The organism is Amycolatopsis sp. NPDC033938 (genome assembly GCF_055575975.1).
Genome location: NZ_JBVIRO010000004.1, coordinates 665,171 through 679,657, shown reverse-complemented (window position 1 = coordinate 679,657; position 14,487 = coordinate 665,171). Strand labels below are relative to the sequence as shown.

The window sequence follows — 14,487 nt, the reverse complement described above, 5'->3', positions numbered from 1 at the left end:
ATGTACTGGCACTGGGGCGGGCCGACCTGTAGAGCGCGTGGGGGGAGCTGTGGCCCCGGGGGGTCGTGCTTGGCTATACGTTTTAAACCCCTAATCGCCACTCACGACGCACTCCAGTCCCGCGCGGTGCTCTACTTCGCGGCGACCTCAATGGACGAGTAGTCCGCGAGGCGGCCGAAGTCGAGCTTCGCGACCTTCAGCCGGTTCGACTTGCCACCGACGCCCTTCTCCTCCCACACCGGGATCTGCGGCAGGTCCTTCGCGATCAGGTCCTCGGCCTGCTGGTACAGCTTGATCGCGGCCGCCTTGTCGGCGGTCTGGTCCGCCTGGTTCAGCAGCGCGTCGACGGCCGGGTTGTTGTACGTCGAGTCGTTGGAGGAACCCGTGCTCTTGTAGCGCGGGTTCAGGTAGTTCTCGATCGACGGGTAGTCGGCCGACCAGTCGGAGCGGCCCATGCCGGTGAGCTTCCTGCCGTTGACGATGCTGCGCCACTGGCCGAAGTCGGTCGCCGGGACGAAGTCGCATTCGACGCCGAGCGCGTTCTTGATGCTGTTGCACGCCGCGACCAGCGGTTCCTTACGGCCGCCGTCCGCGTTCGAGGCGATGGTCAGCTTGCCGGTGTACCCGGACTTCGCCCAGAACTCCTTGGCCTTCGCCGGGTCGAACTTGCAGAACTCGCAAACGCCGGGCCGGTAGCCCTCGATACCGCGCGAAACGTAGCCGTCGGCGGGCGAGTAGGTGTCGTTCATGACGGTCTTGACGATCTGCTCGCGGTCGATGGCCAGCGAGATCGCCTTACGCAGGTCCAGGTTGTTGTAACCGGGGACGTAGTACGGGATGGCGAGCGCGCTGATGCCGAGCAGGTTTCCTTCGACCAGACGCTCACCGAGGTCGGTCTTGTACTTCCCACCGGCCTTCGCCGCCGGCGGGAGCGCCTCCATGAAGTCGAGGCGGTTGCTCAGCAGGTCCTGGTACGCGGTTTCCTGGCTGGTGTAGATGCGGACTTCCAGGTCCTTGAACTTGACCTTGTCCTCGCCCTGGTATTCGTCGAACCGGGTGAGCTTCATGTTCTGGTTGGGCGTGCGCGAAACGAACTTCAGGGGGCCGTTCCCGATGGGGGCCTTGGCGAACCCCTCCGGGTCGGCGAAGAACTTGTCCGGGAGCGGCGCGAAAGCGAGGTAGCCGATCTTGGTGGCGAACACCGAGAACGGACCCTTGAGGGTGACCTGGAATTCGTAGTCGTTCACGATCTTGAGCCCGGACATCTCTTTGACGGTCGGCTCTTTGGCGCTGATTTCGTCGTAGCCCTGGATCTGCTCGAAGAACGACGCGTTCTGCATGCCGTTCTTGCCGTTCGCGCTGTAATTCCAGGCGTCGACGAAGTTCTTCGCCTTGACTTCGGTCCCGTCGTGGAACTTCCAGCCCTTTTTGATCTTGATGTCGAAGACCTTCGAATCGGTCGTGGTGATCGATTCGGCCATCAGGTTGTACGGCTCGGCCGTGTCGGACTTGTAGCCGACCAGCGCCGAAAAGACCGGCTTGAGGGCTTTGGACCCGCCGAGTTCGTTGGTGTTGGCGGGGATCAGCGAGTTCTCCGGCTCGGTGCCGTAGACCGAGACCGCCGCGTTGGCGTCAGTGGCGCCGGATCCCTTGTCTTGGCTGGATCCACCACCTCCACAGGCCGTCAGCAGCATGGCCGCCGTGACCACCACCGCCGTCGCTCCCCAGAACCCGCGTGAAGCCCGCATGTCCACTCCAACTCTCGTCGTCGGATCGTCCGGCGGGCGCTGGTCGCGCCCTGCCGTCCAGAAGGTGAGACGACGCTATGGGACACGTGAAGCCGATCACAGTGCGTTGGTGTTGCAAATGTGTGACGGTCTCCCCGACCACCCGGTCAGAGCACAACGTTGGTAGGAACCACGTTGCGCCGAACGGCCCAACCCGGACAGGAGGTCACCAAGTGATCACCGAAAGAAATGGCCACACATAAGAGAAATCGGCTTTGTCAGGCCAGCGAAAGCGCGATCCCGTCGAGGATGTCGTGCTCGGAGATCACCAGCTCGCCGGGACCACCGCGCGTGGCGAACTGTTCGGCCAGCACCTGCACGATCACCGACCCGCCGCCGATCACGTCGACCCGGCCGGGGTGGATCACCGGGTTCGCGGCACGGGTCGCGTGATCGGCCGTGAGAAGCGACTGCGCGACACGGTCGATGTCGGCGTGGGAGAGCTTCGAAAGGTGCGTGCGCTCGGAGTCGTACTCAGACAGGCCCTGTGCCACGGCGGTCAGCGTGGTGACCGTACCGGCGACACCGATCCACGTCTTCGCGGTGGACACGTCGACGACGTCGAAGGCTTCGGAGAGCACCTTGGCGGCCAGCTCACGGGCTTCGGCGATCTCGTCGGCGGTGGGCGGGTCGGACTTCAGCGCGCGTTCGGTGATCCGCACGCAGCCGATGTCGACCGACTTCGCGGCGATGACCTCGGCCTGGCGGCCGTCCCAGGTGCCGACGACGAGTTCGGTGGAGCCGCCGCCGACGTCGACCACCACGAACGGGCCGTCGTCGGGGTCCTGCTCGCCGACGGCGCCGGTGAAGGACAGCCGGGCCTCTTCGTCGCCGCTGATGACCTCGGCCTCGGTGCCGAGCACCTCACGCGTCATCGCGAAGAACTCGTCGCGGTTGCTCGCGTCGCGGGTCGCCGACGTCGCGACCATGCGGACCTTCTCGACGCCCTTGCGGCGCGCGGCGATCGTGTAGTCGGCCAGCGCCTTGCGGGTGCGTTCGAGCGCCTCGGGGGCCAGCCTGCCGGTGGCGTCCACACCCTGGCCGAGGCGGACGATCCGCATCTCGCGGTGCAGGTCGCGCAGGTCGACCGTCCCGTCGTGACGCGGGGTCAGCTCGGCGACGAGCAGACGGATGGAGTTGGTCCCACAGTCGATCGCGGCAACACGAGGCATGCCCTGAGCTTAGACAATGCCGATCAAGTGGGATCCGCGGCGGCTTTGCTGCTCGTCGACGACACCGTCGTCGTCGTTGTGGTCGTCGTCGGCGAGCTACACGTGGTCGGCGGCGGTGGGGTCTGACTCGTGGACGTCGGGCTCGTACTCGAAGTCGGTTGCGTCTCCGTCACGGTGACTGTCGGACATTGCGGCGGCTTCTGACTCGTCGACGATTTCGACGGCGACGAACTCGAACTCGTCCCCGGCAACGTGGTCGAAGGCGGCGGCGTCACCGAACCGGGCGGCGTCGGCGGCACCGGAGGCGGCGGGACCGAAGCGGGCGGCGGAGCGGCCGCGGCGTTCGGCGCGCCGATCGGCACCTTGCTGTCCGGCGTCGGCAGCACCCCCGTGCGGTAGGCCTCGGCCCAGATCAGCACGGTGTTCACGTAGGTTTCGGAGTTGTTGTAGCGGAAGACGGCCGCGCGCAACTGGTCCGGTTTGGACAGATCGAGTCCGCCCGAGCACAGATACCGGCCGGTGCCCAGCGCCGCGTCGAAGATGTTGTTCGGATTGGACTCGTTGTCGCCGTTGCCGTCGGAGGCGTAGCGGGCCCAAGTCGACGGGATGAACTGAGTCGGGCCGACAGCGCGATCCCAGACCGTGTCACCGTCGTACTTGCCGCCGTCGGTGTCCGGGATGGCCGCGAACGGGCCGGCACCGTTGAGCTGCGGCCCCAGAATGGGTTCGAGGGTGTTGCCCTTCGCGTCGACGAACCCGCCGCGCGCGTGATTGGACTCGATCCGGCCGATGCTGGCGATCAGCGCCCAGTCGATATGACAACCGGGCTGTTCGGCGATGAGGATGTCGGCGGCGTTGCGGTAGGCGGCGAGCGCGGTGACCGGGATGGCGAGCGGACCGTTGGGGAGTTCGTCCGCGGGAAGCGGGAGCGGGGTCGGCGCGTCCGGCAGACTGCCGTCGACGCCGATCTGCTGGACGAGCGGGTTCTTCGGGTCGTAGCCGCCGACGAGGGCGACGTCTTCGGAATGGATCGTGCTCGCCGTCGCGGCCCAGCTGCCGGCACCGACGACCGCGGCACCGGCCGGGACGATGGCGAGGACACCTCCGGCCACCGCGGCGATCGTCCGGTGCCGGAGACAGAGTCTCCGGACATGACCGTTCACCGCGCCTGGGACGTGCCTCACGCGCATACCTCAGAACCCTCCCGGCGGATCGCGACTCGGCGAATCCGTTCCTTGCCCACCCGAAAACCCACACCTGGCGCCCAGCCTGCCGCATGCGGTGACCGGTTTCACCCCATCGGGGCGGACCAGTTGGCCTTCATCGGGTGAATTAACCCACCTGGAGGAACTATCTGTACATCGGGGGTAGGTGTTACCCCTGGCAGTCGCCCGACGGCCACCCGTTCGCTTTGAGCAGCGCGAGGGTCTCGTCCCCGAACGGGTTCACGCCGGGGCCGACGGCGAGCGTATGCGCCAGGTGGACGTGCAGGCACTTGACGCGACCGGGCATCCCGCCCGCGCTGACCTCGTGGCCGAGCGAATCGATGGCGTCGCGTTCGGCGAGGTAGCTCTCGTGGGTCCGCTGGTAGGCGGCCGCCAGCTCGGGGTCCTCCGCGAGCCGGTCGGTCATTTCCTTCATCAGCCCGGACGCCTCGAGAGTGCCGACCATCGAAGTCAGCTTCGGGCAGGTCAAGTAGTAGAGCGTCGGGAAGGGAGTGCCGTCGTCGAGGCGGGGACTGGTCTGCACGACCGACGGGTGGCCGCTCGGGCAGCGCGCGGCGACGGCGCGCAGCGCACGGGGTGCCCGGCCGAGCTGTTCCGCGATGATCTCGCGGTCGGCGTCGGTCACAGGCTCATAAGAAGACTTTTCCGTGCTGTTCACGCCACCAAGGCTAACCGGGGCCCGGAGCTCAGCCGCCCGCGACCTGATCCCACAGCTTCTCGTACCAGGAGCCGGCAGGCACCGGCTGCTGGCCTTGCTCACCCTGCTCGGGCGCCTTGTCCTCGGGCAGCTGCACGATGTACGGCGTCTCACCGGGTTTCACGAAACCGAACCGCTTGCGGGCCTCGGCCTCGATCTGCGCCGGATCGCTCAGCTCGGACTTGCGGGCCTCCAGCTGGGCGACGCTTCGCTGCAGTTCGGACTGCAACTGCTGCTGCTCGGTGACCTCGGACTTCTGGCTGAGGTACGTGCGCAGCGGGACGGCGATGGTGAACGCGAGCGCGCACACCACGATCGCCACCACCGCGGCCCGGCGGGTGGTGGACATGCCGAGCACCTTCGCGGCGCCCGATGCCCGTTTCGCCGCGAGGCTGCGGCGCAGCCGGGTTCGGGCGCGGACCTCCGTCGTCGTGGTCCGCCGGGCGCGCTCCGGTCGGCGGCCCCTGCTGGAGCCACCGCCGTCCGCGCGCCCGCTACGACGGGTCCGCGCCCTCCCCCGGTCCGCCATAACCGATTACCCCTCCGGGGTGAACCGCGGGAACGCCAGGTCGCCGGCGTAACGCGCCGCGTCGGCGAGGGTCTCCTCGATCCGCAGCAGCTGGTTGTACTTGGCGATGCGCTCGCCGCGGGCCGGGGCGCCGGTCTTGATCTGGCCGACACCGGTGGCGACGGCGAGGTCGGCGATGAAGGTGTCCTCGGTCTCGCCGGACCGGTGGCTCATCATCGACTTGTAGCCGTAGGAGGTGGCCAGCGAAATCGCGTCGAGGGTCTCCGACAGCGTGCCGATCTGGTTGACCTTCACCAGCAGCGCGTTGGCGGCGCGGCGGGTGATGCCCTCTTCGAGGCGGTCCGGGTTGGTGACGAACAGGTCGTCGCCGACGATCTGGACCTTCTCGCCGACCTCGGCGGTCAGCTGGACCCAGCCGTCCCAGTCGTCCTCACTCAGCGGGTCCTCGATGGACACGAGCGGGTAGTCGCGCAGCAGTTCGGCGTAGTAGGCCGACATCTGCTCGGCGCTCTTCTTCGCGCCTTCGAAGGTGTACGCGCCGTCGGAGAAGAACTCCGTCGCGGCGACGTCGAGCGCGAGCGCGACATCACGGCCCGGGGCGTATCCGGCCTTCTCGATCGCCTGAAGGATCAGGTCGAGCGCCTCGCGGTTGTTCTTCAGGCTGGGTGCGAAGCCGCCTTCGTCGCCGAGACCGGTGGCCAGGCCGCGGCCCTTCAGCACCGACTTCAGCGAGTGGTAGACCTCGGTGCCCCAGCGCAGGGCCTCGCGGAACGACTCGGCGCCGATCGGCGCGATCATGAACTCCTGGATGTCCACATCGGTGTCGGCGTGCGCGCCACCGTTGAGGATGTTGAGCATCGGCACCGGCAGCACGTGCGCGTTCGGCCCGCCGAGGTAGCGGAACAGCTCCAGCTCGGCCGATTCGGCGGCGGCCTTCGCGACGGCGAGCGAGACACCGAGGATGGCGTTCGCGCCGAGGCGGGACTTCGCCGGGGTGCCGTCGAGGTCAACCAGCTTCTGGTCGACGATGCGCTGGTCCACGGCGTCGGTGCCGACGAGGTCCGGGCCGATCTCGTCCAGGACGGCCGCGACCGCGCGCTCGACACCCTTGCCGTTGTACCGGCCGGTGTCGCCGTCACGCAGCTCGACGGCTTCGTGTTCGCCGGTGGAGGCACCCGAGGGGACCGCGGCCCGCGCCAGCGTGCCGTCGTCGAGAGCCACCTCCACTTCGACCGTCGGGTTGCCTCGCGAGTCCAGAATCTCGCGAGCGCCTACCTGCTCGATGAGCGCCACGCCATGCTCCTCATGTGGGTTGTGCCTGCGGTGACGGGCCCCAGCCTAGCCGTCGGCGCCGTTCACCCGTTGGAGGCACGCGCCACATCGCTCACTCCGCGGGTGGTTCGTCCGACCGGATCTCCCGCCAGCCCGACGGAAGCTCGACGGTGTCGGAGAACTGCTGCCAGAACGTCCAGCTGTTGCCGCCGATGTCGGAGACGGTGAACACGCGGGCGCCGTAGGGCTGATCCTGCGGAGCGTCGAGGTCGGCGTCGTCGCCCAGCGCGGCGCGGACCCGCTCGTACTGCGCGTCGGCGTCGGGGACGTAGACGATGTTCAGCTGCCCGACCGGACCGTCGACCCCTTTGGCCTCCCAGTATTCGGGACCGACCCCGGCCAGCTGGATCTTCGCCGGACCGGCGCACAGCGTGGCCTGGAACACTTCGCCGGAGGCATCGGCGAAGCGCACCTCCTCGGTGAACCCGAACACTCTGACCAGCCACTCGACCGCTTCGGTGGCGTCGGTGTAGTAGAGGTACGGCGCGAGTCCGAGGTAGCCGGGCTCGTTCTCGGGCCTATCCGCTTCGGCACTGCTCATGGCGAGACAGTCCACCATGACCGTTTCAGCGCCTCGTGAACGGCCCTGCCCCGGCGTATCGTGGAGCGGACCATGATGGATGCCGAACCCGCCCCAGAAACCGGTCCGGACTCGTCCGGCGAATCCCGGTTCCGCGCCTTCCGACAGGCGGAGGCGCTGGTCGAAAGCCGCAGGCCGCTCGACGCCCTCAAGGCCCTCGAGCCGCTACTGGAGGACGAAACCGACAAACCGAGCGTTCAGCTGCTGGCCGGTCGCGCGTATTTCCACTCCGCACAGTTGCGGCGGGCCGAGCGCGCCTTCACCCGGGTGCTGGAACTGGACCCCACCGATCATTACGCGCGGTTCGTGCTCGGGCGGACCCTCCAGCGCCTCGGCAGGTTGACCGAGGCGCTCGCGCAGATGCGGATCGCGTCGGCGATGCACCCGATCCCGGAGTATCTGGAAGCGATCAGCGAGGTCAGCGCGCGGATCGCGCTGCGGGACTGACCCCGCCACCGTCCCCCAGGGGGTCGTGAGTGGCGATTCGTTACGGCGCGGGTCCGGGCTGACTGACGGAGGCGCCTTTGAGGACCGTACATATAGGTATCAATCGGACACCGAGTTGTCGGCAGCCATCCCTTGTGGACAGTCACCAGGTAATGAAGGCTTCCTTGAGGGGCTCGTATTCGTCTACCTACCGGTGTGGAGCTTGCGCGGGTTGCCGACGCGGTTCGGGTGGGGAAGATTCCGGCCGTTGAGCGTCCGGAATCTTCCCCGCTCGGTCGCCGGTCCACCGGTCGTGATCAAGGGGCGAGACCGGGCGACGATGCCCGCGGAACCACCCTCGTCCAGGTCAGGCGTGAGGGTAGGCAAGGGAACCCTCGCGGCAGCCGGCCGATCACGCCACTTTTGCCTTACCTCTCAAGAGAACTGAGTGTGCCGGGTTGTGGGCGACTCGTCCTTGCTCCGACCGGCGCGCGCGGCCCCGCCACCGCCGCCGGGGGAGCAAGGGACCTTTGCTCTCATTTCGACTTGGCCCGCAGGTGGGCGCGCTCCCCCTGCTTGCCGAACAGCACCAGCAGCTCCACCGGCCCCGGCCCCGCGCTGCCGAACCAGTGCGGCACCCGCGTGTCGAACTCGGCGGCCTCGCCCGGCCCCATCGTGAAATCGCGGTCGCCGAGCACCGCCCGCAACCGTCCGCTGAGGACGTACATCCATTCGTAGCCCTCGTGCGTCCGTTGCACCGGTTCGATGTCCTCGACCGGGATCAGCAGTTTGAACGCCTGCGGCTGCCCCGGCTGCGCGCTCAGCGACCAGGCGGTGAACCTGCCGAACTTCTGCGGTTTCATCCGGACCCGCGGATCGGACGGCTCGGGTTCGCCGACCAGTTCGTCGAGCGGGACCTGATGCGCCTCCGACAACGTCAGCAGCAGCTCCAGGGTGGCCTTCCGCGCACCCGATTCGAGCCGGGAGAGCGTGCTGGCGGAGATCCCTGTCGCCTCCGAGAGCGCGGAGAGGGTGGTGCCGCGTTCCTTGCGAAGCTGCTTGAGCCTCGGGCCGACCTCGGCGAGCCGCCGTTCGATGTCCTGCATGCCCCCAGTTTGCCAAATCGGCAAAGAACTTTGCCAGACTTCCGCCGGATCCGGATGCTCGGGACCATGAACAACAATGAATTCGACGTAGTGATCATCGGTGGCGGCGTCGCGGGTCTCAGCGCGGCACTGGTCCTTGGCCGGGCGCGGCGCGAGGTCGTCGTGATCGACGCCGGCACCCCGCGCAACACGCCCGCCGCGCACGCGCACGGTTTCCTGACCAGGGACGGCATTCCACCCAAAGAACTGCTGGCGATAGGCCGCGACGAAGTCCGCGGATACGGCGTCGAGATCGTCGAGGACGTCGTCCACCGGCTACGGCGCGACAAGGCGGTGGAACTGGCGAGCGGGCGGGTCATCAGCGGACGCCGGATCGTGGTGACGACCGGACTGGCGGACGAACTGCCGGACGTCCCCGGCGTCGCGGAGCGTTTCGGCACCGACGTGCTGCACTGCCCGTACTGCCACGGATGGGAAGTGCGCGATCAACGCTTCGGCGTGCTGGCCACCTCCGAGAAATCGGTCCACCAGGCGCTGATCGTCTGGCAGTGGAGCAAGGATCTGACGTTCTTCACCCATACCCAGCAGATCTCGGCCGAGGACCGGGCGAAACTGACCGGGCTGGGCATCCGGGTCGTCGACGGGAAGGTGTCCGAACTCGCCGTCGAAAACGACCGGTTGACCGGGGTCCGGCTCGTCGACGGCGAACTCGTCGAACGCGATGTGGTGTTCGTCGGCCCGAAGTTCGTCCCGCACGACAAGCTTCTCGCTCAGATCGGCTGCGAGCGCTCCGAAGACGGTTTCGTCGTGGTGGACGCGCAGGGCCGTACGAACGTGGACGGTGTCTGGGCGGCGGGGAACGTCGTCGATCCGATGGCGCAGCTGGTCGTGGCGGCCGGGGAGGCCTACAAGATGGCGTCGGCGCTCAACTTCGATCTCGTGCTCGAAGATCAGGGCGCGACGCTGGCATCCGCGTAGGCGTCGGCCGCGCTGAAGACCTCCTGGGCGTAGGGAACGGCCGGGTTGAAGACCCGCATCGCCTTCCACCAGCCCGCCGGAGTGGCGATGTCGTCGCCGTCTGCGCACAGGTAACGAGCCGTGGCGAAGGCGGCGTCGTCGAGGTTCTTCGTATCCGGCCGCTTCCCGTCGCCGGTGGCGCGCATGGAGTGCTTGGCCCAGATGTCGGGCGCGAGGGTGATCGGGCCCGGCCTGCCCTGCGCCGCCTCGACGTGGGAGATCCCGGCGAGGGTCGCCCACGAGAGGTGACAGCCCGGCTTCTGGCGCCGGAGCCACATCTCGGCCCGGCCGTAAGCGGACAGATCCGCGACGGGAAGCCGGGTCTTCGAGGCCACCCGTTTCGCCCAGGTCTCGAGTTCGGCGGCGTCGGAAACCGTGGGCCGGTCGGGCGGCGCGGCGAGCCCGGCTCGCGGCGTCGCCACCCCCGGCTGCGGCTTCTGGTCGGGAACCGCCAGCGCGGGCTGGGGTTGCGGCGGAGGCGGCTCCTCACCGCCCGGCCGGTGCACCCCGACGGTCATGATCAGCACCACGCCGGTGAGCACGAGCCCACCGGCGAAAGCGAGCCTGGGGACATACGGCGGCAGAGGACGCGAAGCGGGCTCGGGGGTGTCGACGCTCGACTGGGTGGTTTCGGCCACCCGGTCAGGTTACTTCGCCGCACCACCGAGCGATGCCCCGTTCGGGCGGTCAAGCCAACTGTCGGTAAAAAGGATCGACGATCGGTCCTCGGCGGCCGATTCGTTATGTGCCGAGCTTAGGCCACCCTGACCTGCGGATGCTTACGACAGCCCTGTCCGATCAAGGTCTCTTCAAGCGTTTCGTCCGCTTACGGGTCGCGTCACTCCCCCTGGACTTTCAGGGAAGCCTTACCTAAAACCAGGAGGTTCAGTCAGGACGACCAGGGAGAACGACGTGTGGTTCGCGAGTGCGCTCATCGGCCTCCGAGAAGGCCTGGAAGCCGCCCTCGTCGTCAGCATCCTCGTCGCGTTCCTGGTCAAGACCGAACGGCGGCACGCGCTTCGCTGGGTGTGGCTCGGTGTCGGCGTGGCGGTCCTGCTGTCGGTCGGGGTCGGCGCGATCCTCACCTACTCCACCGCGCAGCTGTCCTTCGAACAGCAGGAACTGCTCGGCGGCACCCTGTCGGTCGTCGCGGTCGGCTTCGTGACGGCGATGATCTTCTGGATGCGCAAGGCGTCGAGGACGATCGCCGCCGAACTGCGCGGGAAAATGGACGAAGCGCTCGACGTCGGCCCGCTCGCCGTCCTCGTCCTGTCGTTCTTCGCCGTCGGCAGGGAAGGCCTGGAGACGGCCGTATTCTTCTACTCCACGGTGCAGACCGCGCAGGGCGGGACGACCGAGCCGCTGATCGGCTTCACCGGCGGGATCCTCGTCGCGATCGTGCTGGCGTACCTGATCTACCGCGGCGCCGTCCGCTTCGACCTCGGCAAGTTCTTCACCATCACCGGGGTCCTGCTGGTTTTCGTCGCGGCGGGCGTGCTCGGCTACGGCCTGCACGACCTGCAGGAAGCCGCCTTCCTTCCCGGTTTGACCGTGCTCGCGTTCGACGCGTCGGCCGTACTGCCGGAGACGAGCTGGTACGGCGCGCTGCTCAAGGGGATCTTCAACTATTCGCAGCAGACGACGGTGCTCCAGGCCGTCGCATGGGTCGCGTACGTGGCCATCGTGCTGCCTTTGTTCCTCAGGCCCAAGAAGAAGGCCGTGGCGGCTCCCGCCGCGGCCGCAGTTAAGGAGTGACCGTGTCTCGTCGATTCCCGCTCGCCGCCCTCGCCGGCGTCGGCGCCTTGGTGCTCACCGCCTGTGGTGGCGGCGAGGAGAAGCCCGCCGCCGCGGGCGGGCCGATCAAGGTCGAAGCCTCGGACACCGCGTGTGCCGTCTCGGCCACCACCGCGAACGCGGGCCCGGTGACCTTCGAGATCACCAACAAGGGCAGCAAGGTCACCGAGTTCTACCTCTACGCCGAGGGCGACCGGATCATGGGCGAGGTCGAGAACATCGCGCCGGGGCTGAACCGGCGGCTGATCGTCGAGGTCGCCGACGCGGGCAAGTACCAGACAGCGTGCAAGCCGGGGATGACCGGCAACGGCATCCGGGGCGATTTCACTGTCACCGGCGGAGCGGCGAAGCAGGCGGACCCGAACTCGCAGAAGGCGCAGGCGGTCAAGAGCTACGCGGAGTACGTCGCGAACAACACCAAGGCGCTCGACGAGGAGACGACCAAGTTCGTCGCCCTCGTGAAGGCGGGGAAGGCCGACGAGGCGAAGGCCGCGTACGCCCGCACCCGCGTCTACTTCGAACGGGTCGAGCCGGTGGCCGAGAAGTTCGGCGACCTGGACCCGAAGATCGACGCACGCGAGGCCGACCTCGAACCGGGCCAGAAGTTCACCGGCTTCCACCGGCTGGAGAAGGATCTGTGGGTGACCGGGCTCCAGCCGGACGCCGCCCAGATCGCCGACCAGTTGCTCGCCGACGTCAAGGAACTGGTCACCAAGTCGGCGGCGCTCGAACTGAACGCGCTCGATCTGGCCAACGGCGCCAAGGAGCTGCTCGACGAGATCGCCACCGGCAAGATCACCGGCGAGGAAGAGGCGTTCTCGCACACCGACCTCTCGGACTTCCAGGGCAACCTCGACGGATCGAAGGCCGCGATCAACTCACTGCGCCCGCTGCTGGCGGCGAAAGACCCGGCGCTGGTGTCCACTTTGGACAAGGAATTCGGCAACGTGCAGGCGCTGCTGGACAAGCAGCGCGAAGGTGACGGCTTCAAGCCGTACACCGCGCTGAGCCAGGACCAGGTCAAGGAATTCGCGGCGGCTGTCGACGCACTGGGCGAACCGCTGAGCAAGGTGGCGGAGGTCGCGGCGCAATGAGCGAGGCGGAGCACACTCGGGTCTCCCGCCGGAAGCTGTTCGGCATGGCGGGAGCGGGTGCCGCTCTCGTCGGGACCGGCGCGGCGGCCGCGTACGGCGCAGACAGGCTCCTCGGCGGCGACAACCCGGCACAGGCGGCACAGAACGTCGTCGAGTTCCACGGCGAGCATCAGGCCGGGATCGTGACGCCGGTGCAGGAGAACCTGCATTTCGTCGCGCTGGACGTCACGACGAAGGACCGCGAAAAGCTGGTCAAACTGCTGCGGACGTGGACGGACGCGGCCCGGCGGATGACCGCGGGCCAGGAGGTCGGCACGGGCGGTGCCGTCGGTGGCGCCCCCGCCGCCCCGCCGAGCGACACCGGTGAGGCACTCGATCTGGCGGCGTCTTCGCTGACGCTGACCATCGGGTTCGGTCCCTCGCTGTTCGACGACCGGTTCGGCCTGGCGGCCAAACGCCCGGCCGCGCTGATCGACCTTCCCCTGTTCCCGCAGGACAAACTCGATCCCGCCCGTAGTGGCGGCGACATCTGCGTCCAGGCGTGCGCGGACGATCCGCAGGTCGCGGTGCACGCGATCCGGAACCTGGTGCGGCTGGGCTTCGGCGTCACCGCGGTGCGCTGGTCACAGCTCGGGTTCGGCCGCAGTTCGTCGACGTCGCGGGCGCAGTCCACGCCGCGGAACCTGTTCGGGTTCAAGGACGGGACGCGCAACATCAAGGCCGAGGAGACCGACGTCCTGCGCGATCAGGTGTGGGCGGCGGCCGAAGACGGCCAGCCGTGGATGGCGGGCGGGTCGTACCTGGTGGCCAGGCGGATCCGGATGCACATCGAGACCTGGGACCGGGAATCGTTGCAGGGACAGGAAGGCATCGTCGGCCGGTCGAAGGGTGCCGGTGCCCCGCTCGGCCAGGCGGCCGAGTTCGACGAGCCCGATTTCCACGTGGGTGGCGCCGGCGGCGAGAAGCTGATCCCGGAGGATTCGCACGTCCGGCTGGCCTCGCACGAGAATCTGAACGGGGCGCGGATCCTGCGCCGCGGTTACAACTTCGTCGACGGCTCCGATGGTGTCGGGCACCTTGAAGCGGGATTGTTCTTCCTCGCGTTCAACCGGGACACGCGCAAGCAGTTCGTGCCGATGCAGCAGGCGTTGTCGTCGAAGGACGCGATGATGGAGTATCTGCAGCACACCGGATCCGCCCATTTCGCGGTGCCTCCGGGCGTGCGCGAGGGCGGTTTCTGGGGCGAGGGCCTGTTCTCTTGACCTCCAGTTAGGTAGAGATCGCAGACTGGGTTCCATGTTCAGTGAAGCGGAACTCGACTACCTCGCCACCCAGGTTCTCGGGCGGCTCGCGACGGCGCAGCCGAACGGGACCCTGCAGGTCAGCCCGGTCGGCTACGCCTACAACCCCGAAACCCGGACGATCGACATCACCGGCTACGAACTGGCGAAGAGCAAGAAGTTCCGGAACGTGGCCGCCAACGGGCAGGCCGCGTTCGTGGTGGACGACATGCCTTCGCAGGACCCGCCGAGGATCCGTTGCCTCGAAATCCGCGGCCGGGCCGAGGCGCTGACCGGCGCCCGCACGGCCGACGGTCATTTCGACGGAGCCGTGATCCGGATCCATCCCTCGCGGATCATCAGCCTCGGCATCGACGACCCGGACCACGATCCGCTCGATCTCGTTCCGCACAACCGGAACGTGTGACGGCGGCCCCCTTTCAAGTT

General features: G+C 67.9%; 15 protein-coding genes. 6 read left to right on the top strand and 9 right to left on the bottom strand.

Annotated features, from left to right (window positions below; translation table 11 throughout):
- Positions 1-131 precede the first annotated feature (131 nt).
- From ACZ5ZX_RS15970 to ACZ5ZX_RS15940, 7 genes are all read right to left on the bottom strand, one after another.
- Positions 132-1,748, bottom strand: a complete 1,617-nt coding sequence (locus tag ACZ5ZX_RS15970; protein ID WP_465502717.1) for a peptide ABC transporter substrate-binding protein — start codon at positions 1,746-1,748, stop codon at positions 132-134.
- Between the two features lie 257 nt (positions 1,749-2,005).
- Complete coding sequence (locus ACZ5ZX_RS15965) at positions 2,006-2,959, bottom strand: Ppx/GppA phosphatase family protein (protein ID WP_465502716.1); 954 nt, start codon at positions 2,957-2,959, stop codon at positions 2,006-2,008.
- A 23-nt stretch (positions 2,960-2,982) separates the two neighbouring features.
- On the bottom strand, positions 2,983-4,149 hold the full coding sequence (locus ACZ5ZX_RS15960) for a lytic transglycosylase domain-containing protein (RefSeq protein WP_465502715.1): 1,167 nt from the start codon (positions 4,147-4,149) through the stop codon (positions 2,983-2,985).
- A 184-nt stretch (positions 4,150-4,333) separates the two neighbouring features.
- On the bottom strand, positions 4,334-4,810 hold the full coding sequence (locus tag ACZ5ZX_RS15955; RefSeq protein ID WP_007028815.1) for a DUF501 domain-containing protein: 477 nt from the start codon (positions 4,808-4,810) through the stop codon (positions 4,334-4,336).
- Between the two features lie 61 nt (positions 4,811-4,871).
- Positions 4,872-5,240 (bottom strand): FtsB family cell division protein, encoded by a 369-nt coding sequence (locus tag ACZ5ZX_RS15950; protein WP_465502743.1) that lies wholly within the window; start codon positions 5,238-5,240, stop codon positions 4,872-4,874.
- A gap of 177 nt (positions 5,241-5,417) precedes the next feature.
- Positions 5,418-6,704, bottom strand: a complete 1,287-nt coding sequence (gene eno / locus ACZ5ZX_RS15945) for a phosphopyruvate hydratase (RefSeq protein ID WP_044852173.1) — start codon at positions 6,702-6,704, stop codon at positions 5,418-5,420.
- Positions 6,705-6,795: 91 nt separating this feature from the next.
- Positions 6,796-7,284 carry a VOC family protein gene (locus ACZ5ZX_RS15940; RefSeq protein WP_465502714.1) on the bottom strand — a complete coding sequence of 163 codons (489 nt, stop codon included), beginning with the start codon at positions 7,282-7,284 and terminating at the stop codon, positions 6,796-6,798.
- A 72-nt stretch (positions 7,285-7,356) separates the two neighbouring features.
- Between ACZ5ZX_RS15940 and ACZ5ZX_RS15935 the strand changes: the two genes are divergently transcribed.
- The gene (locus ACZ5ZX_RS15935) at positions 7,357-7,770 is read left to right on the top strand and encodes a tetratricopeptide repeat protein (RefSeq protein WP_061986245.1); all 414 of its coding nucleotides are present in this window, start codon (positions 7,357-7,359) and stop codon (positions 7,768-7,770) included.
- 515 nt (positions 7,771-8,285) lie between these two features.
- Here ACZ5ZX_RS15935 and ACZ5ZX_RS15930 read toward each other — a convergent pair.
- Positions 8,286-8,855, bottom strand: coding sequence for a helix-turn-helix domain-containing protein (locus tag ACZ5ZX_RS15930; RefSeq protein WP_465502713.1), 570 nt, complete (start codon positions 8,853-8,855; stop codon positions 8,286-8,288).
- Between the two features lie 54 nt (positions 8,856-8,909).
- On the opposite strand from ACZ5ZX_RS15930, the gene ACZ5ZX_RS15925 reads away from it, so the two are divergent.
- Complete coding sequence (locus ACZ5ZX_RS15925) at positions 8,910-9,833, top strand: NAD(P)/FAD-dependent oxidoreductase (RefSeq protein WP_465502712.1); 924 nt, start codon at positions 8,910-8,912, stop codon at positions 9,831-9,833.
- Here the strand turns inward: ACZ5ZX_RS15925 and ACZ5ZX_RS15920 are convergent.
- Entirely contained in the window at positions 9,806-10,510 is a 705-nt protein-coding gene (locus ACZ5ZX_RS15920) for a lysozyme family protein (RefSeq protein WP_465502711.1), read from the bottom strand. The two genes, ACZ5ZX_RS15925 and ACZ5ZX_RS15920, sit on opposite strands and share 28 nt — an antisense overlap.
- Before the next feature lie 274 nt (positions 10,511-10,784).
- Between ACZ5ZX_RS15920 and efeU the strand changes: the two genes are divergently transcribed.
- From efeU to ACZ5ZX_RS15900, 4 genes are read left to right on the top strand one after another with little or no spacing between them, the layout of a single operon-like run.
- Entirely contained in the window at positions 10,785-11,627 is an 843-nt protein-coding gene (efeU, locus tag ACZ5ZX_RS15915; protein ID WP_465502710.1) for an iron uptake transporter permease EfeU, read from the top strand.
- A 2-nt stretch (positions 11,628-11,629) separates the two neighbouring features.
- Positions 11,630-12,760, top strand: coding sequence for an iron uptake system protein EfeO (gene efeO, locus ACZ5ZX_RS15910; RefSeq protein WP_465502709.1), 1,131 nt, complete (start codon positions 11,630-11,632; stop codon positions 12,758-12,760).
- Positions 12,757-14,022: an iron uptake transporter deferrochelatase/peroxidase subunit gene (efeB, locus tag ACZ5ZX_RS15905; protein ID WP_465502708.1), complete on the top strand. Its 1,266-nt coding sequence runs from the start codon at positions 12,757-12,759 to the stop codon at positions 14,020-14,022. The genes efeO and efeB overlap by 4 nt, the downstream gene beginning before the upstream one ends.
- 34 nt (positions 14,023-14,056) lie before the next feature.
- On the top strand, positions 14,057-14,467 hold the full coding sequence (locus tag ACZ5ZX_RS15900; protein ID WP_465502707.1) for a PPOX class F420-dependent oxidoreductase: 411 nt from the start codon (positions 14,057-14,059) through the stop codon (positions 14,465-14,467).
- The last annotated feature ends 20 nt before the right edge of the window (positions 14,468-14,487 follow it).